The following is a 26,277-nucleotide window of genomic DNA, read 5'->3' as shown; positions in this document are numbered from 1 at the left end:
TGAAAAGGGTTACCACTTCATCTCGCCCTTGGCGACCTTGGCACCCAATTCAAGGGAGCTCTCGTCACCCAGGTTCGGGTAGCGCTGCTTCATCGCCGCGATCAGCGCGGCGGCATTGGCAGCCTTGGCGGCCTCGGTATCGAAGTCACGAATGTAGCCGGCGGTGAAGCGCACCGCGTCCAGCGAACGGCTGCCGTCGCCCAGGTAGTGCCCCGGGATCACCGTGCGCGGTGCGAGCTGTTCGATCTTCGCCAGGGTCTTCAGCCAGTCGGCATGGGATTGCGCGGTCTGGGTGTCGGCCATCCACACATGGATACCTTCGGAAACCACCACGCCACCGACCACTGCCTTGATCGAGGGAATCCACACGAAGCTGCGGTCCGGCTGCGGACCGTCCAGGCCGACGACCTGCAGTGCCTGGCCTTCCAGTTCCAGGCGATCACCCTGCAGTACCTGGGGCACCACCAGACGTGCCGGCTTGTCCGCGCCCATTTGCGGGCCCCAGTAGGCCAGCTTGGCGTCCATGGTCTTGCGGATGTGCTCGACCGTGGCGGCCGAGGCGACCACGCGGGCCTTGGGGAACGCCTGGGTGATGGTGTCCAGGCCGAAGTAGTAGTCCGGGTCGCCATGGCTGACGTAGATGGTGGTCAGCTGCTTGCCGCTGGCACGCAGGCGCTCGACCAGCTGTTCGGCCTGGGCCTTGCCGAACTGGGCGTCGACCAGGATGGCGTCGTGGGCACCACTGACGATCACCGAGCTGACCGGGAAGATCGCCGCGTGACCGGGGTTGTAGGCGTCCAGTTTGAGCGGTTCGGCAGCCATGGCCTGGCCGCCGAAGGTAAGGCAGGCCAGCAGCAGGCCGCGAAGGGGCGTGAAGAGAGACATTGCAAGATCCTGTGAGTGGGACGATGGGTGCAAGCTTAGTTGCCCGATCCAATACAAAAAATGCGATGCTTCGACATAGTTTGTTTCTGAAATCGGACAGATCATGGATCGGCTCAACGCCATGCGCGTATTCGTCACCGTCGTCGACCTGGGCAGCCAGTCGGCCGCCGCGGACCATCTGGAACTCTCCAGGCCCGTGGTTTCCCGCTACCTGGCGGAGCTGGAGGACTGGGTCGGGGCACGCCTGATGCAACGCACCACCCGTAAGCTCAGCCTGACGGCCGCAGGCCTCGAGACCCTGCCACGCTGTCGGCAGATGCTGGAGCTGGCCGGCGACCTGCAAAGCGCCGTGCGCCAACCGGACGACGCGCCCCGTGGCGAGCTGCGCATCAGCGTCAGCACCTCGTTCGGCCAGGCCCAGCTGGTGGATGCGCTGGCGGCCTACGTCAAACGCTACCCCGGGGTGAAGGTTGAGCTGCAGATGCTCGACCGCACCGTCAACCTGGTGGACGAGCGCATCGACCTGGCGATCCGCACCAGCAACGATGTCGACCCCAACCTCATTGCCCGGCGCCTGAGCGTGTGCCGCTCGGTGATCTGCGCCAGCCCCGCCTACCTGCGCGAGTACGGTACGCCGGACCGGGTCGAGGCGTTGAGCCAGCACAACTGCCTGACCCACGCCTACTTCGGTCACAGCCTGTGGCACTTCGAGGTGGACGGGCAGAACGTCGCCGTGCCGGTGCAGGGCAACATCAGCGCCAACGAGGCCATGACCCTGCAGAAAGCCGCCCTGGCCAATGCCGGCATCGCCATGCTGCCCACCTACCAGGCGGCCGCCGCGCTGCGCAGTGGCGAGCTGGTGCGATTGCTGCCGCAAGCCAAGCCACGGGAACTGACCCTGAATGCGGTGTACACCTCGCGCAAGCACATGCCGGCGACGTTGCGCAGCATGCTCGACTTTCTCGCGCAGCGGTTTGCCGACGAACCGGAGTGGGACAAAGGATTGAGTTGAGTCAAGACGGTGCAGTTACGCGCATTGGGCCTATGCTTGTAGGTATCACCTGTTGCATCAACAGGAGGTCCGCACCATGAGTATCAAATCCAGGCGTTGCGCCCTCGTCTTCGCCCTGGTCGCGGTGGCCGGGCTGTACGGCTCGGCCTGCTGGCGGGTGGAGCTGCTGCGCAGCCAGCCCAACACGGCCAACAGTTGCGTACATGAGCATTGCGTTCCCCACAGCGCCACGCTGAGCGCCGTCAGGTAGGTCGGATCACTCCTCGACGCTCATGTACTCTTTCGCCCAGCGGATATAGTCCTCGGGCTGGGTGTAGGTGTGCGAAAGCTCGGTGGCACCGAGGCTGTCCGACTTGTGCTGCAGGCCACGCTGCTGGCGCAGGCAATCGTAGGTGGCCTTGATCGCGGCGAAGTAGGCGGCATGGCCGTCGACCACGATACGCACGCCCAGGCGCGCCAGGCGCTCGTCGTCGCGCAGGTTGGGGTTGGCGTAGGTCACCAGCATCAACGGCACGCTCAGGTGCTCGGCGATCTGCTCGAGTTGCTCGAAGTCCTTGACCCCCACCATGCAGATGCCATCGGCGCCGGCCTTCTGGTAGCTCTGGGTGCGCACGATGATTTCCTCGGTGGTCAACACGCCGGCATTGGTGCGGGCAATGATCGCCAGCGCCGAATCGACCCGCGCCTCCAGCGCCGCGCGGATCTTGCCCACGCCCTCCTCCACCGAGATCAGGTCGGTGGACTTGCGACCGAACTGGGCCGGCAGCAGGGTATCCTCGATGGTCAGCGCGGCAACGCCGGCGCGTTCCAGTTCGATCACCGTGCGCATCACGTTGAGCGCATTGCCGTAGCCGTGGTCGGCGTCGGCAAGCACCGGCAACTGGGCGACACGGCCGATGCGGGTAGCCTGCTCGACGAACTCGCTCAGGGTGATCAGGGCGAAATCCGGCGCCGCCAGGACCTGCAGCGAGGCGACCGAACCGCCGAGAATGCCGACCTCAAAACCAAGGTCGGCGGCAATACGGGCTGACATCGGGTCGAAGACCGACGCGGTGTGATAGCACGAACCTGAAGCAAGCAGTTCGCGGAAGGCAAAACGCAGATCGTGGTGGGAAGCCTTGGGCATGATCACTCCGCTTGTAATGAGAAATTGTGAACGGCTGACAACCGACCCCTGTATCGGGTCTACCTGACTGTTCTAACCGTCGCCATCAGGGCGGTCATGCTCGACATGCAGGCAGAGGAATAGAAGGTGTGGACATACAGCAACGCGAAATCCTCTGAAAAATACTTGCACCAAGCTGGTGCAGGCCCCGGATTTCAGCCTCTGCGGCCAAGCCACGATATCACGCGGCCATGCAGCACTGGATGAATGCGCCAATGCCGATCTTGCATAGGGGATGCACGGAGTACATAGGTAGCTATGTAACTCAGCGTACAATGCCCTACCATGAATGAGCCCATCGCGGGGCAGGCCCGCTCCCACGATGCCTCGCGATCACGCCAGCTCTGACCACAAGGTATCCACCGTGACCGCCGCCCTGCCCCCCACCGTTCTACGCAGCGTCCTCACCGCCCTGATGCTGGCGATATTCCTCGGTGCCCTCGACCAGACCATCGTCGCCGTGTCACTGCCGGCGATTTCCGCGCAGTTCAACGATGTCGGCCTGCTCGCCTGGGTCATCTCCGGCTACATGGTCGCCATGACCATCGCCGTGCCGATCTACGGCAAGCTCGGTGACTTGTATGGGCGGCGGCGCATGATTCTCACCGGCACCGCCCTGTTCACCCTGGCCTCGGTGGCCTGCGGCCTGGCTCAGGACATGCCGCAACTAGTGCTGGCCCGGGTGCTTCAGGGTATCGGCGCCGGCGGCATGGTGTCGGTTAGCCAGGCAATCATCGGCGACTTCGTGCCACCTCGTGAACGCGGTCGCTACCAGGGCTACTTCAGCAGCATGTACGCACTGGCCAGCGTCGCCGGGCCGGTGCTGGGCGGATGGCTGACCGAGTACCTGTCCTGGCGCTGGGTGTTCTGGATCAACCTGCCGCTGGGGCTGACCGCGCTGTGGGTGATCCACCGGGCGCTGGACGGGTTGCCGGTCAAGCATCGCCAGGCCCAGGTCGACTACCTCGGCGCGGTGCTGATGATCCTCGGCCTGGGCAGCCTGCTGCTGGGCATCACCCTGGTCGGCCAGGGACATGCCTGGCAGTCGTCCGAAGTCCTGGCGTTGCTGGCCTGCGCGCTGCTGGGGCTGGCGGCGTTCGTAGCCCACGAGCGGCGCTGCCGCGAACCATTGCTGCCTCTGGGCCTGTTCGGCAACCGGGTCGCGGTGCTGTGCTGGTGCGTGATCTTCTTCGCCAGTTTCCAGTCCATTTCGCTGACCATGCTGATGCCCCTGCGCTATCAGGGCATCACCGGCGCCGGCGCCGACAGCGCGGCGCTGCACCTGCTGCCACTGGCAATGGGGTTGCCCATCGGCGCCTTTACAGGTGGGCGCATGACCAGCCACACCGGGCGCTTCAAGCCACAGATCCTCACAGGCGCGCTATTGATGCCAATGACCATCGCAGCCATGGCGCTGACCCCGCCGCAAGCCTGGTTACAGAGCGCGCTGTTCATGCTGCTGACAGGCATTGCCTGCGGCCTGCAATTTCCCACCTCGCTGGTGGGCACGCAAAGCGCGGTGGACAGCCAGGACATCGGCGTGGCGACCAGCACCACCAACCTGTTCCGCTCGCTGGGTGGGGCAATGGGGGTGGCGTGCATGTCCAGCCTGTTACTGGCGTGGTTGCACCAGGGCGGCTTCGAAGTGCTCGGCAACCCGCTGCTGGGCAGCCTCAAGGCGGGCGAGGCGGATCCGCACACCCAGGCGCGCTTGCTGGAAACCTTCCGCGACCTCTTGCTGGTCAGTGCCGGGGCTTCGCTGATCGGCCTGTTGGCCGCGCTGGCCTTGCCGGACAGACAGTTGCGCGGGCGCTGAAAGTCGTGGGAGGGGGCTGGCCCCGCGATAGCGTCCGCCCAGGCGACATCACGGCCTGAAGGTTGTCATCGCCGGGCAAGCTCGCTCCCGCGTTATTAATCCTGCGTTAACCGAAAAGGGATAACACTTCCTCACAATCGTTAACAAAGTGTCATTTGCGCAAGCCAGGGCTCAAGCGCAGCATATCCAGCCCGGTGTCGACCCATTTCTCGACATCGCCCAACAGGTCGAAGCTCTCCGGGAGCAGCAGCCAGCGGCCTATCAGGCCATCCACATAGGCAAACATGGCCACCGCAGCCCGGTCGATCTCGAGCTCGGCAGGCAACTGGCCACGACGCACTGCATTGCCCAAGGCCAGGGCAATGCTTTGATGGCAGTCCAGCACCGCGCCCTGACGCTGCTGGCGAATCTCACACATGTCGTCGGTGAACTCGCACTTGTGATGCAGGATTTCGTTGATACGCCGGGTTCGGGCATCGAGCACCAACTCGTTGAACACTTGCAGCAACAGCTTGCGCATACAGCCGAGCGGGTCGAGTTCATCCTCGCTTTCACTGGCGCGGGCCAGGTGGTCATGGGTCTCGTGCAGGCTGTCGAGCAGCGCCTGCACCAACTCGGCCTTGTTGCTGAAGTGCCAGTAGATCGCCCCGCGAGTGACGCCGGCGAGCTCAGCGATGTCGGCCAGGGTGGTACGCGCTACCCCGCGCTTGTAGAAGGCCTTCTCCGCCGCCTCGATGATCTGGGCGCGAGTTTCCTGGGCTTCTTCTTTGGTTCGACGGACCATGGCAGTACAACCTCATCAGGCCCCGCGCGCTCGATCTGGCGAGCGGGAATCAGGCCGGGGCAGGCTCTTTCAGGGCCGCTCCCGGGTGGATTTGGGCGATCGGCGGTGGTCACTCACGACGCACCGGCGCTATTTACAAACAACCATGAATGTAAGTATATTCCTTAGCAAGCTATTTATCCACCGGATAGCGTTTTTCTGACAAAGCACTTCCACTATATTCTTGAGCTCCCCTGCTCCTGCGACCCGAGGATCCTCATGCAATTCAAGCCAGCCGTAACCGCCCTGGTTTCCGCCGTGGCCCTGGCAACCCTGCTCAGTGGCTGTAAGAAAGAGGAAGCAGCGCCTGCGCCGCAGGCTCCTCAGGTCGGCGTCGTGACCGTACAACCGCAAGCCTTCACCCTGACCTCGGAACTGCCGGGGCGCACCAGCGCCTACCGTGTGGCCGAGGTCCGCCCACAGGTGAACGGCATCATTCTCAAGCGCCTGTTCAAGGAAGGCAGCGACGTCAAGGAAGGGCAGCAGCTCTACCAGATCGACCCGGCCGTCTACGAGGCGAACCTGGCCAACGCCCAGGCCAACCTGCAGGCTACCCGCTCGCTGGCCGAGCGTTACAAGCAACTGATCGACGAGCAGGCCGTCTCCAAGCAGGAATACGATGACGCCAATGCCAAACGATTGCAGGCCGAGGCGTCGCTCAAGAGCGCCCAGATCGACCTGCGCTACACCAAGGCACTGGCCCCGATCAGTGGCCGCGTCGGCCGCTCCTCGGTCACCGAAGGCGCCCTGGTGAACAACGGCCAGACCAACGCCATGGCCACCATCCAGCAGCTCGACCCGATCTACGTCGACGTCACCCAGTCCACCGCCGAGCTGCTCAAGCTGCGCCGTGACCTGGAAAGCGGTCAACTGCAGAAGGCCGGCGACAACGCGGCCCAGGTTCAGCTGGTGCTGGAAGACGGCAGCCTGTTCAAGCAACAGGGCCGCCTGGAGTTCTCCGAAGTCGCGGTTGACGAAACCACCGGCTCCGTCACCCTGCGCGCGATCTTCCCCAACCCCGACCACACCCTGCTGCCCGGCATGTTCGTGCATGCGCGGCTCAAGGCCGGGGTCAACGCCAACGCCATCCTGGCCCCGCAACAGGGCGTGACCCGTGACCTCAAGGGTGCACCGACCGCGCTGGTGGTCAACCAGGAAAACAAGGTCGAACTGCGCCAGCTCAAGGCCAGCCGTACCCTGGGCAGCGACTGGCTGATCGAGGAAGGCCTGAAACCGGGCGACCGACTGATCACCGAAGGGCTGCAGTTCGTGCGACCAGGGGTCGAGGTCAAGGTCAGCGAAGCCACCAACGTCAAGAAGCCGGCCGGCCCTGCTCAGGCCAACACGGCGAACGCAGACGCCAAAGCGGAGTAAACCATGTCGAAGTTCTTTATCGATCGCCCGATCTTCGCCTGGGTGATCGCCCTGGTGATCATGCTGGTCGGCGCCCTGTCGATCCTGAAGCTGCCGATCAACCAGTACCCGAGCATTGCCCCGCCGGCCATCGCCATCTCCGTCACCTACCCGGGCGCCTCGGCGCAGACGGTGCAGGACACCGTGGTGCAGGTTATCGAGCAGCAGCTCAACGGTATCGACAACCTGCGTTATGTGTCGTCGGAAAGTAACTCCGACGGCAGCATGACCATCACCGCGACCTTCGAGCAGGGCACCAACTCGGACACCGCGCAGGTCCAGGTACAGAACAAGCTGAACCTGGCCACCCCGCTGCTGCCGCAGGAAGTGCAGCAGCAAGGTATCCGCGTCACCAAGGCTGTGAAGAACTTCCTGCTGGTGATCGGCCTGGTGTCCGAAGACGGCAGCATGACCAAGGACGACCTGGCCAACTACATCGTCTCCAACATGCAGGACCCGATCTCGCGGACCGCAGGCGTGGGCGACTTCCAGGTGTTCGGTGCGCAGTACGCCATGCGCATCTGGCTGGATCCGGCCAAGCTGAACAAGTTCCAGCTGACCCCGGTTGACGTGCGCACCGCGGTCGCCGCGCAGAACGTGCAGGTGTCCTCCGGCCAGCTTGGCGGCCTGCCGGCACTGCCAGGTACCCAGCTCAACGCCACCATCATCGGCAAGACCCGTCTGCAGACCGCCGAGCAATTCGAGAAGATCCTGCTCAAGGTCAATGCCGACGGCTCCCAGGTACGCCTGGGGGACGTGGCTCAGGTCGGCCTGGGCGGTGAGAACTACGCCATCAGCGCCCAGTTCAACGGCAAGCCGGCCTCGGGCCTGGCGGTCAAGTTGGCGACCGGCGCCAATGCTCTGGATACCGCCAAGGCTCTGCGCAAGACCATCAGCGACCTGGAACCGTTCTTCCCGCCGGGGGTGAAGGCCGTGTTCCCATATGACACCACCCCGGTGGTTACCGAATCGATCAGCGGCGTGATCCACACCCTGATCGAAGCGGTGGTCCTGGTGTTCCTGGTGATGTACCTGTTCCTGCAGAACTTCCGCGCCACCATCATCACCACCATGACCGTGCCGGTGGTGTTGCTCGGGACCTTCGGCATCCTCGCCGCCGCCGGCTTCAGCATCAACACCCTGACCATGTTCGCCATGGTCCTGGCCATCGGCTTGCTGGTGGACGATGCCATCGTCGTGGTGGAGAACGTCGAACGGGTGATGTCCGAGGAAGGGTTACCGCCCAAGGAGGCGACCAAGCGCTCCATGGAACAGATCCAGGGCGCCCTGGTGGGTATCGCCCTGGTACTGTCGGCAGTACTGTTGCCGATGGCCTTCTTCGGCGGCTCCACCGGTGTGATCTACCGCCAATTCTCCATCACCATCGTCTCGGCCATGGGCCTGTCGGTGCTGGTCGCGCTGATCTTCACCCCGGCCTTGTGCGCCACCATGCTCAAGCCGCTGAAGAAGGGCGAGCACCATGTCGCCAAGCGCGGCTTCTTTGGCTGGTTCAACCGCAACTTCGACCGCAGCGTCGTCGGCTATGAGCGTAGCGTCGGCACCATCCTGCGCAACAAGATCCCGTTCCTGCTGGCCTACGCGCTGATCGTGGTCGGCATGATCTGGCTGTTCGCCCGCATCCCGACCGCATTCCTGCCGGAAGAAGACCAAGGCGTGCTGTTCGCCCAGGTGCAGACCCCGGCCGGTTCCAGTGCCGAGCGCACCCAGGTAGTGGTCGACCAGATGCGCGAGTACCTGCTCAAGGACGAAGCCGATACCGTCTCGTCGGTGTTCACAGTGAACGGCTTCAACTTCGCCGGTCGCGGCCAGAGCTCAGGCATGGCGTTCATCATGCTCAAGCCCTGGGGTGAGCGCTCGAAGGAGAACAGCGTGTTCGCCCTTGCCCAGCGCGCGCAGATGCACTTCTTCGGCTTCCGTGACGCGATGGTATTCGCCTTCGCCCCGCCAGCGGTACTCGAACTGGGTAATGCCACCGGCTTCGACGTCTTCCTCCAGGACCGCGCCGGGGTCGGCCACGCTAAGCTGATGGAAGCGCGCAACCAGTTCCTGGCCAAAGCCGCGCAGAGCAAGATCCTCAGCGCCGTGCGTCCTAACGGCCTGAACGACGAGCCGCAGTACCAGCTGACCATCGACGACGAACGCGCCAGTGCCTTGGGCGTGACCATCGCCGACATCAACAACACCCTGTCGATCGCCCTGGGCGGTAGCTACGTCAACGACTTCATCGACCGTGGCCGGGTCAAGAAAGTCTACATCCAAGGTGCGCCCAACGCCCGGATGAGCCCGGAAGACCTGCAGAAGTGGTACGTGCGCAACGGCAAGGGCGAGATGGTGCCCTTCTCGTCATTCGCCAAGGGCGAATGGACCTACGGCTCGCCGAAGCTGTCGCGCTACAACGGCGTGGAAGCGGTCGAGATCCTTGGTACCCCGGCACCAGGCTACAGTACCGGTGAAGCCATGGCCGAAGTCGAGCGTATCGCCGGCGAACTGCCAACCGGCATCGGCTTCTCCTGGACCGGCATGTCCTACGAGGAAAAACTTTCCGGCTCGCAAATGCCGGCACTGTTCGCCCTCTCGGTGCTGTTCGTGTTCCTCTGCCTGGCAGCGCTGTATGAAAGCTGGTCGATCCCGATCGCAGTCGTGCTGGTCGTGCCACTGGGTATCATCGGTGCCCTGCTCGCCACCAGCCTGCGCGGCTTGTCCAACGACGTGTACTTCCTGGTCGGCTTGCTGACCACCATCGGCCTGGCGGCGAAGAACGCCATCCTGATCGTCGAGTTCGCCAAGGAGCTGCACGAACAGGGCCGCAGCCTGTACGACGCGGCCATCGAAGCATGCCGCATGCGTCTGCGCCCGATCATCATGACCTCACTGGCGTTCATCCTCGGCGTGGTACCGTTGACCATCGCCAGTGGCGCCGGCGCGGGTAGCCAGCACGCCATCGGCACCGGTGTGATCGGCGGCATGATCAGTGCAACCATACTGGCCATCTTCTGGGTACCTCTATTCTTCGTCGCAGTGTCGTCGCTGTTCGGCAGCAAAGAGCCGAAAGAACACGCCACCCCTGAAACTCCACGTTATGAGGCTGGGCAATGACCAAGTCTTTGTTGTCCCTGGCGGTAACCGCCTTCATCCTCGGCGGTTGCTCGCTGATCCCCGACTACCAGACGCCAGAGGCGCCGGTGGCCGCGCAGTGGCCTCAAGGCCCAGCGTACTCGCCGACCCAATCGGCCGACGTCGCCGCGGCCGAACAGGGCTGGCGCCAGTTCTTCCACGACCCGGCGCTGCAGCAGTTGATCCAGACGTCGCTGGAAAACAACCGCGACCTGCGGGTCGCGGCGTTGAACATCGACGCCTACCGCGCGCAGTACCGCATCCAGCGCGCCGACCTGCTGCCGGCGGTTTCCGCCAATGGCAGCGGCAGCCGCCAGCGGGTGCCGGCGAACATGTCACAAACTGGCGAGGCGAATATAACCAGCCAGTACTCGGCCACCCTGGGTGTCAGTGCCTATGAGCTGGACCTGTTCGGCCGGGTGCGCAGCCTGACCCAGCAGGCCCTGGAAACCTACCTGTCCAGCGAACAGGCGCGCCGCTCCACGCAGATCAGCCTGGTGGCCAGCGTGGCCAACGCCTATTACACGTGGCAGGCCGACCAGGCGCTGTTGAAACTGACCGAGGAAACGCTCAAGACGTACGAAGAGAGCTACAACCTCACCCGCCGCAGCAATGAGGTGGGCGTGGCCTCGGCCCTGGACCTGAGCCAGGCGCGCACCGCCGTCGAAGGCGCTCGCGTCAAGTTGTCGCAGTACCAGCGCCTGGTCGCCCAGGACCTGAACAGCCTCACCGTGCTGGTAGGTACCGGCGTGCCGGCCAACCTGCCCAAGCCGCTGGAGCTCAATGCCGACCAGCTGGCCGAAGTGCCGGCCGGCCTGCCGTCCGACATCCTGCAGCGCCGCCCCGACATCCAGGAGGCCGAGCATCTGCTCAAGGCCGCCAACGCCAACATCGGCGCAGCGCGGGCAGCGTTCTTCCCGAGCATCAGCCTGACCGCCAACGCCGGTACCCTGAGCCCGGATATGGGCGGGCTGTTCAAGGGTGGTTCGGGCACCTGGCTGTTCCAGCCGCAGATCAACCTGCCGATCTTCAACGCCGGCAGCCTGCGGGCCAGCCTGGACTACTCGAAGATCCAGAAGGACATCAACGTCGCCAAGTACGAAAAGACCATCCAGACCGCCTTCCAGGAAGTCGCCGATGGCCTGGCCGCACGCAAGACGTTCGAAGAGCAACTGCAGGCGCAACGCGACCTGGTCGCGGCCAACCAGGACTACTACCGCCTGGCCGAGCGCCGCTACCGCATCGGTATCGACAGCAACCTGACCTTCCTCGATGCCCAGCGCAACCTGTTCAGCGCCCAGCAGTCGCTGATCGGTGATCGCCTGTCGCAGTTGGTCAGCGAGGTCAACCTGTACAAGGCCCTCGGCGGCGGCTGGTACGAGCAGACCCAGCAGCAGGCTTCGATCCAGACACCGAAAGGCTGACTGGACCGGTAACGGCACCAAGCCCACCCTCGCGGTGGGCTTTTTGTTGCGCGGTCACATTGCGTTCGATAACCGCCCCGTTCCGCTTGCAACGAATTGCCTAGCCCCCACCCTCCCCCGCACCATCGCCCCCGCAACGTTGCACAAGTTCTCTCTAAAGATGCCCATCCCTGCGGCCGTACCCGCAGCGACCCGGCTCGCCCAATAAAAACAAGAGATCCACGACAGATGAGCACTTTGCAACCCGCACGCCAGCTGCTGCCCGGCCTGTTGGCCCTGTCCTGCGCCCTGCCCGGCGTGGCCGCCGAAGGTGGCTTCCTGGAAGACGCCAAGGCCAGCCTCAACCTGCGCAACTTCTACATCAACCGCAACTTCGTCGACCCAGCCAATCCCCAGGGCAAGGCCGAGGAATGGACCCAGAGTTTCATTCTCGACGCCCGCTCCGGCTTCACCCAAGGCACCGTCGGTTTCGGCATCGATGTGCTGGGGCTTTACTCGGTCAAGCTCGATGGCGGCAAGGGCACCGCCGGCACCCACCTGCTGCCGGTGCATGACGACGGCCGCCCGGCGGACGATTTCGGCCGCCTGGGGGTGGCGTTCAAGACGCGCCTGTCGCAGACCGAACTCAAAGTCGGCGAATGGATGCCGGTGCTGCCGATCCTGCGTTCGGACGATGGCCGCTCGCTGCCGCAGACGTTCCGCGGCGGTCAGCTCACCTCGAAGGAGATCGACGGCCTGACCCTGTACGCCGGCCAGTTCCGCGGCAACAGCCCGCGCAACGATGCGAGCATGGAAGACCTGTTCATGCAGGGGCGTGCCGGTATCACCTCTGACCGCTTCAACTTCGCCGGCGGCGAATACAGCTTCAACGACAAACGCACGATGCTCGGCCTGTGGGATGCCCGGCTGAAAGACATCTATCGCCAGCAGTATCTGAACCTGGTGCACAGCCAGCCGTTGGGCGACTGGACCCTGGGCGCCAACCTGGGCTACTTCCTCGGCAAGGAGGATGGCAGCGCCCGCGCCGGCGACCTGGACAACCGCACCACCTCGGCCATGCTCTCGGCGCGCTACCAGGGCCACACCTTCTATATGGGCCTGCAGAAGGTCAGTGGCGACGACGCCTGGATGCGCGTCAACGGCACCAGTGGCGGCACACTGGCCAACGACAGTTACAACGCCAGCTTCGACAATGCCAAGGAGCGCTCCTGGCAACTGCGTCACGACTTCAATTTCGTCACCGTCGGTATCCCCGGCCTGACCTTGATGAACCGCTACATCAAAGGCGACAACGTGCATGCCGGAGGGGTGGACGATGGCAAGGAATGGGCCCGGGAGACCGAGCTGGCCTACGTGGTGCAGGCCGGAACCTTCAAGGACCTGTCGGTGAAGTGGCGTAATTCGACCATGCGCAGGGATTTCAGCAGCAACGCGTTCGATGAGAACCGCTTGATTGTCAGCTACCCGTTCAATCTTCTTTGAAGCCATCGCGGGAAGCCCGCTCCCACGCCGCCCGCACAAAACAGGAGCGGCATGGGAGCGGCGATGCGGCGACCCGACTTGCCTCGCGATTGGACCTGCCGTCCGGCAAATAACCAAATAACATATGCAAATCAAATAACATTCTTTGACGCTATATGTAACAAGCCGCTAAAACCAAGCTCCGATCCCCGCACCAGAGCCCGAGCATGGACCTCCGCCAACTGCGCTATTTCATCGCCCTCACCGAATACCGCAGTTTCGTCCGCGCCGCCGACGCCATGGGCATCACCCAACCCGCCTTCAGCCGCGCAATCCAGAACCTCGAACATACCTTTGGCTGCGCCCTGGTCGATCGCGCCAGCAAGGCATTGCCCCCCACCCCCGAGGGCCATGTGGTGTTGCAACATGCCCGTCGCCTGGTCCAGGGCGCCGCGCAACTGAACAACGACGTCCTGCAGATGACCAAGCTCGATGCCGGAGAGCTGCACTTCGGCAGCGGCCCGGCCCTGGCCGTGCGCCTGGTGCCCCAGGCCCTGCAACATTTCATCAGGACTCATCCCGGTATCCGCACCGACCTGCTGGTGGACAATGCCGAGCGCCTTGGCCAGGCCCTGCGTCGCGAGCAGATCGAGTTTTTCGTCGATGACGTGCGGCCCTTCGAGGCCGATCCCAACTTCCACACCGAGGCACTGTCCCCGCGGCCAGGCCTGTTCTTCTGCCGCCCCGGGCACCCATTGCTGGCCAAGGACAGCCTGTCGACCAACGACCTGTTCGCCTACCCGCTGGCCAGCGCCCTGCTGGCCCCCGGCGTGCGCAAACGCCTGGCCAATCTCAGCGGACGCACCGACTTCACCCCGCACCTGCAGACCGAGCACCTGGCGGTGCTGCGCAGCGTGGTGCTGGCCAGCGACGCCATCGGTACGGCCAGCGAAGAGGCGGTGGTCGAGGACCTGGCCGCCGGCCATCTGGTGCGTCTGCACTGGCGCAACCTGCCGCCAGGTCTGCAAGTACTCAGCGTGCGTTGTGGAGTGATCAGCCGCAGTGGCCAGCGCCTGTCACCGGCGGCGCAGGCAATGATCGACACGCTGGTCAGCCTGGATGCTGCCCCATCGCCCGCAGACGTGACGCATCGACAATCTCCACCTCGCCATAGCCCAGGCGCACCACGCCGGCCTGTTCGAGGCTCCTGAGGATCTGGTTGATGGTCTGGCGCGACAGCGACAGCATCAAGGCCAGCTGTTCCTGGGACACCTGCAGCCGCCATTGGGCGACATCGCGCTCACCGTAGCCCTCGGCCATCTGCAACAGCCGTTGCGCCACCCGCGGCGCGGCGGCCAGCAGGCTCTGCTGCTCGAGGGCGACGAACACCCAGCGCAACTTGTGGCTCATCAGCAGGGCCAGGTCGCGCCAGTACTCTGGCTGGCGGGCCAACCATTCCAGCAACGGCGCCTGGGGAATCCACAGCAGGCGTGTCGGCCCCTCGGCATAGGCGTCATGGGTGCGCGGCTGGCCATCGAACAGGCTGATCTCGCCGAACCAGTGGGGTGACTCGACCAGCGTCAGCAACGCCTCCTTGCCTGCGCTGCTGACCGCCCCGACCCGCATCGCCCCTTCGAGTACCGCATACAAGCCACACGGCGCATCGCCGCGCTGGAACAGTCGCTGCCCCGCTGCCAGCTCACGCGGACGGCCCAGGGCCAGCAGACTATCCTGAACGGTAACGGGCAACTGCCGGAACCATTGGCCATGCAGCAGCTGGGTACGCGGATCGTGCATGGCACCTCGCAAAGCGAACTCTGTCGGCCAGGCGACAGACGACGATGAATGGACAGGGGCAAGCTGTGCTCACCCCTGATGGAGGAACAACAATGAAAAACCTCGTCGAGCACTTGAGTCAATACGCGGCCTACCACCGCGATCCACGCAACATCGCCACCCACTTCATCGGCATTCCGCTGATAGTGCTGGCCGTGACCGTGCTGCTGTCACGCCCGGGCTGGGAGGTGGTGGGCCTCTGGCTGTCGCCAGCGCTGCTGCTGGCGATCTGGTCAGTATGGTTTTACCTGCGCCTGGACCTGCGCTTCGGCCTGGTGATGGGCCTGCTGCTGGGCTTGTGCCTGTGGGCCGGCCACGCGCTGGCCGTGCAGAGTACCGGGCTGTGGTTGAGTGCCGGGCTGGGTGCGTTCGTGGTGGGCTGGATCATCCAGTTCGTCGGACATGCCTACGAAGGGCGCAAGCCGGCATTTGTCGATGACCTCAGCGGGCTTATCATCGGCCCGCTGTTCGTGGTGGCGGAGCTGGCGTTCATGGTTGGGCTGTGCGGCGAGCTGAAAAAGGCCGTGGAGGCCAATGCCGGGCCTGTTGCCGTTCGCCAGAAGAAAGCAGTCGTGTGAAGTGATCGCGGGGCAAGTCGCGGCGGTGCGCCGATGCGACTTGCCCCGCGATGCGTTACTGCCTGGACTCCACCCCAAGTTCATCCCACACCGACTCGGCCAGGTGGAACGTGGCATTGGCCGCCGGGATGCCGCAGTAGATCGCGCTCTGCATGATCACTTCCTTGATCTCCTCCCGCGTCACGCCATTGTTGGCGGCCGCGCGCAGGTGCAGCTTGAGTTCGTCGTTGCGGTTCATGCCGATCAGCATGGCGATGGTGATCAGGCTACGGGTGTGCCGTGGCAGGCCGGGGCGGGTCCAGATATCGCCCCAGGCGTGCCGGGTGATCATCTCCTGGAACTCGCCGTTGAAATCATTGAGCTTTTCCAGGCTGCGGTCCACGTGGGCATCGCCGAGCACCGCGCGACGCACCTGCATGCCGGCTTCGTAACGTTGTTTCTCATCCATGGCAGGTTCCTCAGCGGGCCAGCAGGAAATCGAGCACACGGGCGGTGAAGGCCGCGCCGATCTCGACGTTGGACAGGTGCGCCGCCGGGAACTCGGCATAGGTCGCGTTGACGATGCGGCGGTGCATGAAGCGGCCATGCTCAGGCGTGGTGACCACGTCCGCGGTGCCCGCCACCACCAGCGTCGGCACCTGGATGCGCCCCAGCTGTTCGCGGTAATCGGCATCACGTACCGCCGCGCAGTTGGCGGCATAGCCTTCTGGGCTGGTGTGCGCGAGCATCTGGCAGATGCGCTGGGCCTCGGCCGGCTGCGCCTGGGCGAAGGCCGGGGTGAACCAACGGGCGATGGAGCCATCGCGCAGGTCCGCCATGGCTTGCTGCCCCCCCTTGAGCACCGTGTTGATGCGAGAGTTCCAGACCTCGTCGTTGGCGATCTTCGCCGCGGTGTTGCACAGGGTCAGGCTGTGCAGGCGGTGGCCGGCGTTGATGCCCAGCCACTGGCCGATCAGGCCGCCCATGGACAGGCCGACGAAGTGCGCATGCTCGATGTCCAGCGCATCGAGCAGGGCCAGCACGTCGCCCCCCAGCTGTTCGATGCTGTAGGGGCCTTGAGTGACCAGCGAGCCGCCATGGCCACGGGTGTCGTAGCGCAGCACGCGAAAGTGTTCGCTCCAGGCGGGAATCTGCACATCCCACATGCCCAGGTCGGTGCCCAGGGAGTTGGACAGCACCAGCACCTGCGCATCGGCCGGGCCATCGAGTTGGTAGTTCAGTACGCCATCGGCCAGTTGCAAAAGCGCCACAGCGGTCTCCTATCAGGCAGTGAAACGTTGATGTTCGGCCACGGCGCGCGCCACCCAGACGCGGGCCTGGCCCAGGTAATGGGTGGGGTCGAGCAGGCGGTCGAGCTCGTCGCCGGACAACTCGGCGTTGACCTGCGGCTCATCACCGAGCACTGCACGCAGATGGCGCCCTTCGGCCACGGCGCGCTGGCAGCACTGCTCCAGCAGGTGATGGGCACGGTCGCGGCCCAGGCGTTGGGCGAGGACAATACTGACCGCCTCGGCCAGCACCAGGCCCTGGGTGAGGTCGAGATTGCGGCGCATGCGTTCGGCGTCCACCTCCATGCCTTCGGCGATTAGCTGGGCCTGGCGCAGTGCTCCGGAGACCAGGCAGCAGATCTCCGGCAGGGTTTCCCACTCGGCGTGCCACAGGCCGAGGCTGCGTTCGTGCTCCTGGGGCATCGCGCTGAACAAGGTCGAGAGCAGCCCGGGCACGCGGGTAGCGGCGCCGATCAACACCGCCGCCCCGACCGGATTGCGTTTATGCGGCATGGTCGAGGACCCGCCCTTGCCCGGTGCGGCGGGTTCGAACAACTCGCCTGCCTCGGTCTGCATCAGCAGGCTGACGTCACGGCCGAACTTGCCCAGGCTGCCGGCGACCAGGCCCAGCACCGAGGCGAACTCCACCAGGCGGTCGCGCTGGGTGTGCCATGGCTGTTCAGGCAAGGTCAGCTTCAGTTGCGCGGCCAGGGCCTCGGCCACCGGCAGCGCTTTGCTGCCCAGCGCCGCCAGGCTGCCGGAAGCGCCACCGAACTGCAGTACCAGCAGGCGCGGGCGCAGTTCCTTGAGGCGTTGCCGATGGCGAGTGAGGGCGCCGAGCAAACCGGCCAGCTTCATGCCCAGCGTCACCGGCGTTGCATGCTGCAGCCAGGTCCGCCCCACCAGCGGCGTGTCGGCATGCTGCAATGCCTGATGCGCCAGGGTGTCGGCCAGCTTGCCGAGATCGTTTTCGAGCAATCCCAGGGCATGGCGCAGTTGCAGCACCAGGCCGCTGTCCATCGCATCCTGGCTGGTAGCGCCCAGGTGCACGTAGCGCTCGGCCTCGGGTACGCCACTGGCGACCACCTTGCCCAGGGCCTTGACCAGCGGGATCGCCGAATTGCCGGCCACCGCGATGGCGTCGGCCAGCGCCCGGGCATCATAGCGCTCGGCCTTGCAGGCCGCCTCGATGGCAGTCACCGCCGTGTGCGGCACCAGCCCGGCGGCCGCTTCGGCACGGGCCAGGGCCGCCTCGAAGTCGAGCATGCCCTGCAGCCGGCCCCGGTCGGAGAAAACCTCGCGCATGGCCGGGGCGGTGAAGTAGGCGTCGAACAGTTGGTTGCTCATGCAACGTCCTTAGTGATCATGGTGCAGGTACGCCGCCTGCTTCGGCAGGCGCAGGCTGAACAGGAAAGCCACCGCCATCATGGCGGTCACGTACCAGTAGAAGGTGTTCTCCATCCCCAAGGTTTTCAAGCCCAGTGCCACGTATTCGGCCGAGCCGCCGAACACCGCGTTGGCCACGGCGTAGGCCAGCCCCACGCCCAATGCGCGAACCTGTGGCGGGAACATCTCGGCCTTCACCAGGCCGCTGATGGAGGTGTAGAAGCTGACGATGCACAAGGCCAGGGTCACCAGCACGAAGGCCATGAACGGGCTGGTCACGGTCTTCAGCGCCATCAGCAAGGGGACGGTGAATAGCGTCCCCAGGGCGCCGAACAGCAGCATCGAATTACGCCGACCGATGCGGTCGGAGAGCATGCCGAACAGCGGCTGCAGGATCATGAACAGGAACAGCGCGCCGGTCATGACGAAACTGGCGCTCTTGGCGTTCATGCCGGCGGTGTTGACCAGGTACTTCTGCATGTAGGTGGTGAAGGTATAGAAGATCAGCGAACCACCGGCGGTATAGCCCAGCACCGTGATAAACGCGGCAGCGTGATTGCGGAACAGCCCGCTGATGCTGCCGGCATCCTTGTCCTGGCGGGTCTCGGCGCTGCTGGTCTCCTTCAGCGAACGGCGCAGCATCAGCGAGATCAACGCGGCAATGGCACCGACCACGAACGGGATGCGCCAGCCATAGGCGCGCAGTTCGTCCTCGGTGAGCAGTTGCTGCAGGATCACCACCACCAGCACCGCCAGCAACTGGCCGCCAATCAGGGTGACGTACTGGAACGAGGCAAAGAAACCGCGTTGGCCACGCAGCGCCACTTCGCTCATGTAGGTGGCGGTGGTGCCGTACTCACCGCCCACCGACAGCCCCTGGATCAACCGCGCCAGGAGCAGCAGCGCTGGCGCCCAGGTGCCGATGCTGGCGTAGGTGGGCAGGCAGGCGATGATCAGCGAGCCGCCGCACATCATCAGCACCGAGATCATCAGCGAGTTCTTGCGCCCGTGACGGTCGGCCAGGCGGCCGAAGATCCAGCCGCCGATAGGGCGCATCAGGAAGCCTGCGGCGAACACGCCGGCGGTGTTGAGCAACTGCACCGTGGGGTCGTCGGAGGGGAAGAAGGCCGGGGCGAAGTAGATGGCGCAGAAGGCGTAGACATAGAAGTCGAACCATTCCACCAGGTTGCCCGACGAGGCGCCGACGATGGCGAAGATACGCTTGCTGCGTTCTTCGCCGGTGTAATAGGTTGAGGTCATGGTGCGTTTGCTCCTGGAGGGTCACAGGTAATTCTAGACATACCTGGTTACACACTCGTTCCGCCTTGCCCGTGCGTCATGGCGGGACAAGCCCGCTCCCACGTAGCCTGGCACAGGCATTTTCGTGGGAGCGCCGGGTTCCAAAGGATCAGACCCTTTCAATAGCCAACGCCAACCCCTGCCCAACGCCCACACACATGGTCGCCAACCCCTTGCGCCCGCCGCTCTTCTCCAGCTGATGCAATGCCGTCAGCACCAGACGTGCCCCGCTCATGCCCAGCGGATGCCCCAGGGCGATGGCGCCACCGTTGGGGTTCACCTGTGGAGCGTCGTCCGCCACACCCAGCTCGCGCAACACCGCCAGGCCCTGGCTGGCAAAGGCTTCATTGAGCTCGATGACATCGAAGTCGGCCACGGCAATGCCAAGGCGCTCGGTCAGCTTGCGCACCGCGGGGACCGGGCCGATGCCCATCACCCGTGGCGCCACACCGGCGCTGGCCATGCCCAGCACCCGGGCACGTGGGGTCAGGCCGTGCGTCTTCACCGCCTCGGCCGACGCCAGAATCAGCGCGGCGGCACCGTCGTTGACACCCGAGGCGTTGCCAGCGGTAACGCTCTTGTCCGGGCCGTTGACTGGTTTGAGCTTGGCCAGTGCCTCCAGCGTGGTCTGCGGGCGCAGATGTTCGTCGTGCTCGACCACCGTCTCACCCTTGCGGTGCTGGATACGCACCGGCACGATTTCCTCGGCGAAAAAGCCGGCGGCCTGCGCGGCGGCAGCCTTCTGCTGGCTGCGCAGGGCGAAGGCATCCTGGTCGGCACGCGATACCTGGTAATCATCGGCGACGTTGTCGGCGGTCTCGGGCATCGAGTCCACACCGAACTGGGCATTCATCAACGGATTGACGAAACGCCAGCCGATGGTGGTGTCCTCGAGCTTCATGTTGCGCGAGTAGCCGCTCTCGGCCTTGCCCATCACGAACGGCGCGCGGGACATCGACTCGACGCCACCGGCAATCGCCAGCTCCATTTCGCCGCTGGCGATGGCCCGGAAGGCGCTGCCGACGGCGTCCATGCCCGACGCGCACAGGCGGTTGAGGGTCACGCCCGGGACACTGTGTGGCAAGCCGGCCAGCAACAGCGCCATGCGCGCCACGTTACGGTTGTCCTCGCCAGCCTGGTTGGCACAGCCGAAGAACACTTCGTCGAGCCGGTCCCATTGCACACCCGGGTTACGCTCGATCAATGCCTTGAGCGGCACTGCCGCCAGGTCGTCGGCGCGCACGCCGGCCAGGGCCCCGCCGAAACGGCCGATAGGGGTACGAACAGCGTCGCAGATGAAGACGTCACGCATCAGGCTTCTCCTGCCGTCTGGCCATGGGCGGCGGCGGTACGCGCTTCGAGATCGCGCAAAGCGGACAGCTCTACCTCGCTGGGTGCCGCGGTTTGCTGCACGCCTTCGGCAAAGCGGATCGCCCAGCCAGTGGCTTTGATGATCTGCTCGCGGGTCACGCCTGGGTGGATCGAGGTGACCACGAACTCGTGGGTATCTGCCTCCGGCTCCATGATGCACAGGTCGGTAATGATGCCGACCGGCCCCTCTCCCGGCAGGCCAAGGCGCTGGCGCGAATCGCCGCCTTCGCCATGGCCGACCGAGGTGATGAAGTCGAGCTTGTCGACGAAGGCCCGCGGCGACTGCTTGAGGATGATCAGCACCTGCTTGGCGGAGCCGGCGATCTCCGGTGCGCCGCCTGCACCCGGCAGACGGGTCTTCGGTGCGTGGTAGTCACCGACCACGGTGGTGTTGATGTTGCCGAAGCGGTCGACCTGGGCGGCGCCGAGAAAGCCGACGTCGATGCGCCCGCCTTGCAGCCAGTAGCGGAAGATCTCGCCGGTCGGCACCACGGTGTCGGCGGTCTCGGCCAGCTCGCCGTCTCCGATGGACAGCGGTAGCACGCTGGGCTTGGCACCGATCGGGCCGGACTCGTAGATCAGCACCACGTCGGGCGATGAGGTCAGGCGCGCAAGGTTGGCGGCCTTCGACGGTAGGCCGATGCCGACGAAGCAGACGGCGCCGTTGCGCAGGCGACGGGCGGCGGCGACGGTCATCATTTCGGAAGTGGAGTAGCTCATTGCGCGGCCTCCGCGGTGCTGGCCAGCCTGGCCTGGAATTCGGTGAAATCGGCGGTGCCACGGATATAGGTGTCGATCCAGGCAGTGAACGACTCACGGTTACGGGCAATCGGATCCCAGGCCTGGTAGAAGCGGTTGTCGCGCTCGTAGTAGCCGTGGGCGTAGGACGGGTGGGCGCCGCCGGGCACCAGGCACACCGCGCTGAGGGCCCAGGTCGGCAGCACACAGGCATTCATCGGTGCCTGCAGGTCATCGACGATCTCCTCGACGGTGACAATGCAGCGCTTGGCTGCAAGCGCCGCTTCCTTCTGCACGCCGAGAATGCCCCACAGCAGCACGTTGCCCTTGCGGTCGGCCTTCTGCGCATGGATCACGGTGACGTCCGGGCGCACCGACGGCACGGCGGCGAGCACTTCGCCGGTGAACGGGCAAGTGACAGACTTGATCAGCGGGTTGACCTTCGGCAGGTCGGAGCCGGCGTAGGCGCGCAGCACCGCGAACGGCAGGCCGGAGGCGCCGGCGACATAGGCGTTGGCCAAGTCGGCGTGGCTGTGCTCCTCGATCTCGATGGCGTGGGGCCACTGTTTTTCCACCGCGTCGCGCAGGCGGTGCAGCGAACCGACGCCGGGGTTGCCGCCCCAGGAGAAGATCAATTTGCGCGCGCAGCCGGCGCCAATCAGTTGGTCGTAGATCAGGTCCGGGGTCATGCGCACCAGGGTCAAGTCGCGCTTGCCCTGGCGAATGATCTCGTGGCCGGCGGCGGTCGGGATCAGATGGGTGAAACCTTCGAGGGCGACACTGTCGCCATCCTGGATGAACTGCTTCACGGCCTCGTGAAGCGAGAGGATTGCTGCCATTGGAGACTCCTGGTCAGGTCGAGTCGGGTCAGTGAGCAGCGGACCGATGCATCGCTGCGATGGGCCCAGATTAAGGAGACTGAGGGGGGTATCTCAATCCGATAATCGCACTTTTGTGCGATTATCGAACAATTTGTTACCCTGCTATTTATACGATCCTGCAGGAGCGAGCCTCCCAGACCTCAGGTCGCATCCGCGTGGCTGACCAACCCTTTCACCACGACAGCCACCGCGGCCAATGCCGCTGGCACCAGCAGTGCCGTCAGCACCTGCTCGAAATTCCACCCCAACCCCAGCAGCGTAGCCCCGCTCCAGGCGCCGAGAATCGCGCCGAAGCGACCGATCCCGAGCATCCAGGAAACGCCTGTGGCACGGCCTTGGGTCGGATAGAAGCGCGCCGCCAGCGAGGGCATGGCCGATTGCGCGCCGTTCACGCACATGCCGGCAACCAGCACCAGGGTCGCCAGCAAGGTGATGTTGCCCAGGCTCTGTCCAACGGCGTAGGCGAACACACCTGCGAGCAAATAGAAGATGCCGATCACCTTGTGCGGGTTGAAACGGTCCATGGCCCAACCCACTGCCACCGCGCTCAGCACCCCGCCAAACTGGAACAATGCGCCGATGAAAGCGGCCTGCTCCATGCTTGCGCCGCTGTCGCGCATCAGGGTCGGCAGCCAGCTGGTCAGCAGGTAGACGATCACCAGGCCCATGAAATAGGTCAGCCACAGCAATACGGTGCCCAAGCCATAGGTACCCGAGAAGATCACCGCAAACACGTTGCGCGCCGCCACCGCCTTCTGTTCCGGCACGCGGAAGCTCGATGCCTGGGCTACCTGTTCAGGATTGATCGGCGCCAGGGTCTTGCGCACCTTGTCGGCGCCGCGATTGCGCACCACCAGAAAGCGCGCCGACTCCGGCAACCAGGCCAACAGCACCACGGCCAGCAGCAGCGGCAGCACGCCACCGATCACCAGCAGGCTGTGCCAGCCGTAGGCCGGGATCAGCTTGGCCGAGATGAAACCACCGCCGGCCATACCCAGGTTGAAACCACAGAACATGCTGGTCACCAGCAACGACTTGAGGCGCTCCGGGGTGTATTCCGACAACAAGGTGGTGGCGTTGGGCATGCCAGCCCCCAGGCCCAGACCGGTCAGAAAGCGCAACACCAGCAATTGGTCGACATTGCTCGCGTAGGCAGAGGCCAGACTGAAGCCACCGAACACCAGCACCGCTCCTACCAGCACGCCCTTGCGCCCGAAGCGGTCGGCCAGCGGGCCGGAGCCGAGGGCGCCGAACACCATGCCGATCAGTGCGGCGCTCATCACCGGGCCGAGACTGGCCCGGTCGATGCCCCACTCGTGGGACAGCGCCGGGGCGATGAAGCCCATGGCGGCAGTGTCCAGCCCATCGAGAAAGACGATCAGGAAGCACAGGATCACCACCCGCCACTGATAACGGGACAGCGGCTGGGCGTTGATGAAGGACTGGACGTCGAGGCAGTTGCCGACAGCGGATTGTGGCTTGTTCATTATTTTTATCCGGGAGTTGGGCACAGGCAGGCTACCGCGCAGGGCGGTTGCACTGGAACAGGGAACAGCGGATACGACGGCCGAGGCTCAGCCGGAGTGCAGCAGCACCGTGCGCGGGTGCGACCGCGACAGCGAAGGGACAGTGGTCATGGGGATGCCCTCGGGCCTGTTGTTATTATCCGGTCGGCGCAGCCGACAGGTGCGACAGACATTAATCAGCAGGCGTGGGCGGCGCAATTCGCCGAGAGCGACACTGTGCGTTTATCGAACAGGAAACGGCGTGATGTGTTCAACGCTCCTGCGCACGAGCAAAGTACGGTGTTGCTTGCAATGGCCGCATCACTGGAAAGCCAGCTGAGCCGGGTCGCTACGGGCGCCTGCTTTTCGGCGTTGGGGCGCAATGCGCCCCGGCGGGCTCAGCCAAATAGCTGATGACATAAATCCCTGCTTGCCGCCAGCAAGATCGGCAGGAAACGCTGCTCCAGCTCCCCGCGGCTGACGCGGCCGACATGAGTACTGACATTAAGCGCCGCCAGCACTTGACCGGATGCGTCATAGATCGGCACCGCAATCGAGCGCAACCCTTGTTCCAGCTCCTGGTCCACCACGCACCAACCTTGCTCACGCACCTGCTGGATACAGGCAAATAACGACTCCGGATCATGCAGGGTACGGCTGGTTCGGGCCTTGAGGTCGGCTCGTTCCAGGTATTCGTGCAGGCTGGCATCATCCAATGCCGCCAGCAGGATACGGCCCATCGAAGTGCAGTAGGCCGGCAATCGCCCGCCGACTGAAAGGTCGACCGAGATCAGCCGTTCGACCGTTGCGGAGCGTGCGATATAGAGAATGTCATCGCCCTCCAGCGTGGCCATGTTCGCCGCCTCGTGGAGCTGGTCGCTGATGCGATCCAGATAAGGCTGAGCCGACACCGCCAATGGCGTGGATGACAGGTAGGCATGACCAAGGGTCAACACTTTGGGCAACAGCGAATAGGTACGCCCGTCAGTGGTCGCATAACCCAGCTTCATCAGGGTATGCAGGCAGCGCCGCACCGCGGCCCGCGGGATCTCCGTTCGGTGGCTGATCTGGGCGATGGTCAGGTGGCGCTTGCGCTCCTGGAAGGCCTGGATCACTGCCAGGCCACGGGCTAGGGAGGTCATGAAGTCGGGGTCGCCGGTGAACGCCTGGATACGCTTGGCCGCCGATGCCACGATCGGCGGGGCCAGGGTGGGGCTGCTACTGCGTGCGGACTCGTGGGCTGACTGGCCGCTGGTTTCTTCACTCATGGGCATGCCTCAAAAAAATCGCTACCTCGTGCGATTATCGAACGAACGGCCGATAATCGCAATTGACCGCTGACACTTTTGCTTATACCTTTCCCCTGCCACATGTGGCTTCTTTGGAGAGACTGGTCAGGTACCCACCGTAGAAGTCCCAGGCAACGGCCTCGCCCTTAAGCGAGGCCGTTTTCATTTCTGACAGTGGCCGGCGAACTTTGCTTGCCATCGACTTGAACCTTTTGAATGCCTGCACGACAAAGGGCTTATAGGCTGCACAACAAACTTCAGGTCTATTGTCAGTTGCAGGTAAAGAACGATAGCCTTCAACCGGGCGATTGCTATAATTGCCGGTGTTGATTGCAAGCACCGTTTAACGGATCCAATCGACGCACTTTCGTTGCCTTTAGACTGCCAGTCCCTGCCTTTGCAGTGGCTCGCCGTGTGCTGCACCGCAGCTTGCCAACTCATACATTGCCATTTCGCTGCAATGAATTGTTCGGCTTGCCGACATATCCGCATTCTGCGTGTGTATTTAAAGGCTGACGCCCAACTTCAACCTAATCAGGTATTACTGTGACGAAAGAAGAACTGCGCGCGGAACTCGAGCGCCAGGCTGAACGTTACAAGGATGTTTACGGTGGTGAAGTCACCACCTATGCCGCGCAACCCGATCCGGAACGCAAGCCCTGGCGTAAACGTGCCAGCGTTCTCGACCAGGCGTTCGCCCAGGAAATCGAGAAGATCGAAAAGGAACTGCGCAGCGACGACAACTGAAGCCGATCGATGCCAATGCGCTATCACCCAGGAAGGGTCTGAAGCCAGCCGGATGAGCAAAAACCTGTGATATGAAATGGAATCACACAAATTTCATACAGTCGTTTTAATTGCGCAAGCCCAGTAAAAATCACCTCAAATAGCTGATTTTTCTGAATTTTATCGATTTTTAACGGCGTTTTTTTGCGATTACCCGGCACCTGGCTGCTTGTGCCATGTTGGCATTTGCCTGCCATCGGTCAGCC

At 64.1% G+C, this 26,277-nt stretch carries 24 protein-coding genes; 10 read left to right on the top strand and 14 right to left on the bottom strand.

Features of this window, described 5'->3' with window-relative positions:
- Nucleotides 1–9: 9 nt before the first annotated feature.
- A complete protein-coding gene (locus LU688_RS05260; protein ID WP_104444450.1) occupies nt 10–885 on the bottom strand; it encodes an MBL fold metallo-hydrolase in 876 nt (291 codons plus the stop codon).
- Between the two features lie 103 nt (nt 886–988).
- Between LU688_RS05260 and LU688_RS05255 the strand changes: the two genes are divergently transcribed.
- Nucleotides 989–1,897 (top strand): LysR family transcriptional regulator, encoded by a 909-nt coding sequence (locus LU688_RS05255; RefSeq protein ID WP_023630225.1) that lies wholly within the window; start codon nt 989–991, stop codon nt 1,895–1,897.
- A gap of 76 nt (nt 1,898–1,973) precedes the next feature.
- Nucleotides 1,974–2,147: a hypothetical protein gene (locus LU688_RS05250; RefSeq protein ID WP_023630224.1), complete on the top strand. Its 174-nt coding sequence runs from the start codon at nt 1,974–1,976 to the stop codon at nt 2,145–2,147.
- 6 nt (nt 2,148–2,153) lie between these two features.
- Here the strand turns inward: LU688_RS05250 and LU688_RS05245 are convergent, their stop codons facing one another.
- Entirely contained in the window at nt 2,154–3,023 is an 870-nt protein-coding gene (locus tag LU688_RS05245) for an isocitrate lyase/PEP mutase family protein (RefSeq protein WP_023630223.1), read from the bottom strand.
- A gap of 403 nt (nt 3,024–3,426) precedes the next feature.
- Between LU688_RS05245 and LU688_RS05240 the strand changes: the two genes are divergently transcribed.
- On the top strand, nt 3,427–4,878 hold the full coding sequence (locus LU688_RS05240; RefSeq protein WP_104445307.1) for an MDR family MFS transporter: 1,452 nt from the start codon (nt 3,427–3,429) through the stop codon (nt 4,876–4,878).
- A 151-nt stretch (nt 4,879–5,029) separates the two neighbouring features.
- Here LU688_RS05240 and ttgR read toward each other — a convergent pair whose 3' ends face one another.
- Nucleotides 5,030–5,662 (bottom strand): efflux transport transcriptional regulator TtgR, encoded by a 633-nt coding sequence (gene ttgR, locus LU688_RS05235; protein ID WP_023630222.1) that lies wholly within the window; start codon nt 5,660–5,662, stop codon nt 5,030–5,032.
- 258 nt (nt 5,663–5,920) lie between these two features.
- Here ttgR and ttgA point away from each other — a divergent pair, with 258 nt between their 5' ends.
- The 5 genes from ttgA (at nt 5,921) to LU688_RS05210 (ending at nt 14,345) form a co-directional block, all read left to right on the top strand.
- Nucleotides 5,921–7,075, top strand: a complete 1,155-nt coding sequence (gene ttgA, locus LU688_RS05230; RefSeq protein ID WP_232888268.1) for a toluene efflux RND transporter periplasmic adaptor subunit TtgA — start codon at nt 5,921–5,923, stop codon at nt 7,073–7,075.
- Between the two features lie 3 nt (nt 7,076–7,078).
- Nucleotides 7,079–10,231 carry a multidrug efflux RND transporter permease subunit TtgB gene (ttgB, locus tag LU688_RS05225; protein WP_023630221.1) on the top strand — a complete coding sequence of 1,051 codons (3,153 nt, stop codon included), beginning with the start codon at nt 7,079–7,081 and terminating at the stop codon, nt 10,229–10,231.
- Complete coding sequence (locus tag LU688_RS05220) at nt 10,228–11,673, top strand: AdeC/AdeK/OprM family multidrug efflux complex outer membrane factor (protein WP_038705526.1); 1,446 nt, start codon at nt 10,228–10,230, stop codon at nt 11,671–11,673. Before ttgB ends, LU688_RS05220 begins: the two co-directional genes overlap by 4 nt.
- A 228-nt stretch (nt 11,674–11,901) precedes the next feature.
- Complete coding sequence (locus LU688_RS05215) at nt 11,902–13,155, top strand: OprD family porin (protein ID WP_094010164.1); 1,254 nt, start codon at nt 11,902–11,904, stop codon at nt 13,153–13,155.
- 206 nt (nt 13,156–13,361) lie between these two features.
- Nucleotides 13,362–14,345 carry a LysR family transcriptional regulator gene (locus tag LU688_RS05210; RefSeq protein ID WP_094010165.1) on the top strand — a complete coding sequence of 328 codons (984 nt, stop codon included), beginning with the start codon at nt 13,362–13,364 and terminating at the stop codon, nt 14,343–14,345.
- On the opposite strand, the gene LU688_RS05205 is transcribed toward LU688_RS05210, so the two are convergent.
- On the bottom strand, nt 14,245–14,931 hold the full coding sequence (locus tag LU688_RS05205; RefSeq protein WP_023631937.1) for a Crp/Fnr family transcriptional regulator: 687 nt from the start codon (nt 14,929–14,931) through the stop codon (nt 14,245–14,247). The two genes, LU688_RS05210 and LU688_RS05205, sit on opposite strands and share 101 nt — an antisense overlap.
- A 92-nt stretch (nt 14,932–15,023) precedes the next feature.
- On the opposite strand from LU688_RS05205, the gene LU688_RS05200 reads away from it, so the two are divergent.
- Nucleotides 15,024–15,548: an Mpo1 family 2-hydroxy fatty acid dioxygenase gene (locus LU688_RS05200; protein ID WP_094010166.1), complete on the top strand. Its 525-nt coding sequence runs from the start codon at nt 15,024–15,026 to the stop codon at nt 15,546–15,548.
- 55 nt (nt 15,549–15,603) lie between these two features.
- Here LU688_RS05200 and pcaC read toward each other — a convergent pair whose 3' ends face one another.
- The 9 genes from pcaC to pcaR all read right to left on the bottom strand — a co-directional run bounded on the left by pcaC (nt 15,604) and on the right by pcaR (nt 25,264).
- Nucleotides 15,604–15,996 carry a 4-carboxymuconolactone decarboxylase gene (gene pcaC, locus LU688_RS05195; RefSeq protein WP_046856920.1) on the bottom strand — a complete coding sequence of 131 codons (393 nt, stop codon included), beginning with the start codon at nt 15,994–15,996 and terminating at the stop codon, nt 15,604–15,606.
- Between the two features lie 10 nt (nt 15,997–16,006).
- Complete coding sequence (gene pcaD, locus LU688_RS05190; RefSeq protein ID WP_094010167.1) at nt 16,007–16,798, bottom strand: 3-oxoadipate enol-lactonase; 792 nt, start codon at nt 16,796–16,798, stop codon at nt 16,007–16,009.
- 12 nt (nt 16,799–16,810) lie between these two features.
- Nucleotides 16,811–18,163 carry a 3-carboxy-cis,cis-muconate cycloisomerase gene (locus LU688_RS05185; protein WP_094010168.1) on the bottom strand — a complete coding sequence of 451 codons (1,353 nt, stop codon included), beginning with the start codon at nt 18,161–18,163 and terminating at the stop codon, nt 16,811–16,813.
- 9 nt (nt 18,164–18,172) lie between these two features.
- Nucleotides 18,173–19,462, bottom strand: a complete 1,290-nt coding sequence (locus LU688_RS05180; protein WP_023632037.1) for an MFS family transporter — start codon at nt 19,460–19,462, stop codon at nt 18,173–18,175.
- Nucleotides 19,463–19,610: 148 nt separating this feature from the next.
- Nucleotides 19,611–20,816 (bottom strand): 3-oxoadipyl-CoA thiolase, encoded by a 1,206-nt coding sequence (gene pcaF / locus LU688_RS05175; protein ID WP_177182878.1) that lies wholly within the window; start codon nt 20,814–20,816, stop codon nt 19,611–19,613.
- On the bottom strand, nt 20,813–21,592 hold the full coding sequence (locus LU688_RS05170; RefSeq protein WP_023632036.1) for a CoA-transferase subunit beta: 780 nt from the start codon (nt 21,590–21,592) through the stop codon (nt 20,813–20,815). Before LU688_RS05170 ends, pcaF begins: the two co-directional genes overlap by 4 nt.
- A complete protein-coding gene (locus LU688_RS05165; protein WP_094010170.1) occupies nt 21,589–22,449 on the bottom strand; it encodes a CoA transferase subunit A in 861 nt (286 codons plus the stop codon). Before LU688_RS05165 ends, LU688_RS05170 begins: the two co-directional genes overlap by 4 nt.
- A gap of 182 nt (nt 22,450–22,631) precedes the next feature.
- A complete protein-coding gene (gene pcaK / locus LU688_RS05160) occupies nt 22,632–23,978 on the bottom strand; it encodes a 4-hydroxybenzoate transporter PcaK (RefSeq protein WP_038705520.1) in 1,347 nt (448 codons plus the stop codon).
- Nucleotides 23,979–24,394: 416 nt separating this feature from the next.
- Nucleotides 24,395–25,264, bottom strand: coding sequence for a pca regulon transcriptional regulator PcaR (gene pcaR, locus LU688_RS05155; protein ID WP_094010171.1), 870 nt, complete (start codon nt 25,262–25,264; stop codon nt 24,395–24,397).
- 567 nt (nt 25,265–25,831) lie between these two features.
- Here pcaR and LU688_RS05150 point away from each other — a divergent pair.
- The gene (locus LU688_RS05150) at nt 25,832–26,032 is read left to right on the top strand and encodes a hypothetical protein (RefSeq protein ID WP_023629966.1); all 201 of its coding nucleotides are present in this window, start codon (nt 25,832–25,834) and stop codon (nt 26,030–26,032) included.
- Nucleotides 26,033–26,055: 23 nt separating this feature from the next.
- On the opposite strand, the gene LU688_RS05145 is transcribed toward LU688_RS05150, so the two are convergent.
- Entirely contained in the window at nt 26,056–26,268 is a 213-nt protein-coding gene (locus LU688_RS05145; protein ID WP_143067513.1) for a hypothetical protein, read from the bottom strand.
- Nucleotides 26,269–26,277 lie beyond the last annotated feature (9 nt).

Source organism: Pseudomonas soli (genome assembly GCF_021283165.2).
Classification (GTDB): Bacteria; Pseudomonadota; Gammaproteobacteria; order Pseudomonadales; family Pseudomonadaceae; genus Aquipseudomonas; species Aquipseudomonas soli.
This window is presented reverse-complemented; position numbering and strand designations above follow the sequence as displayed.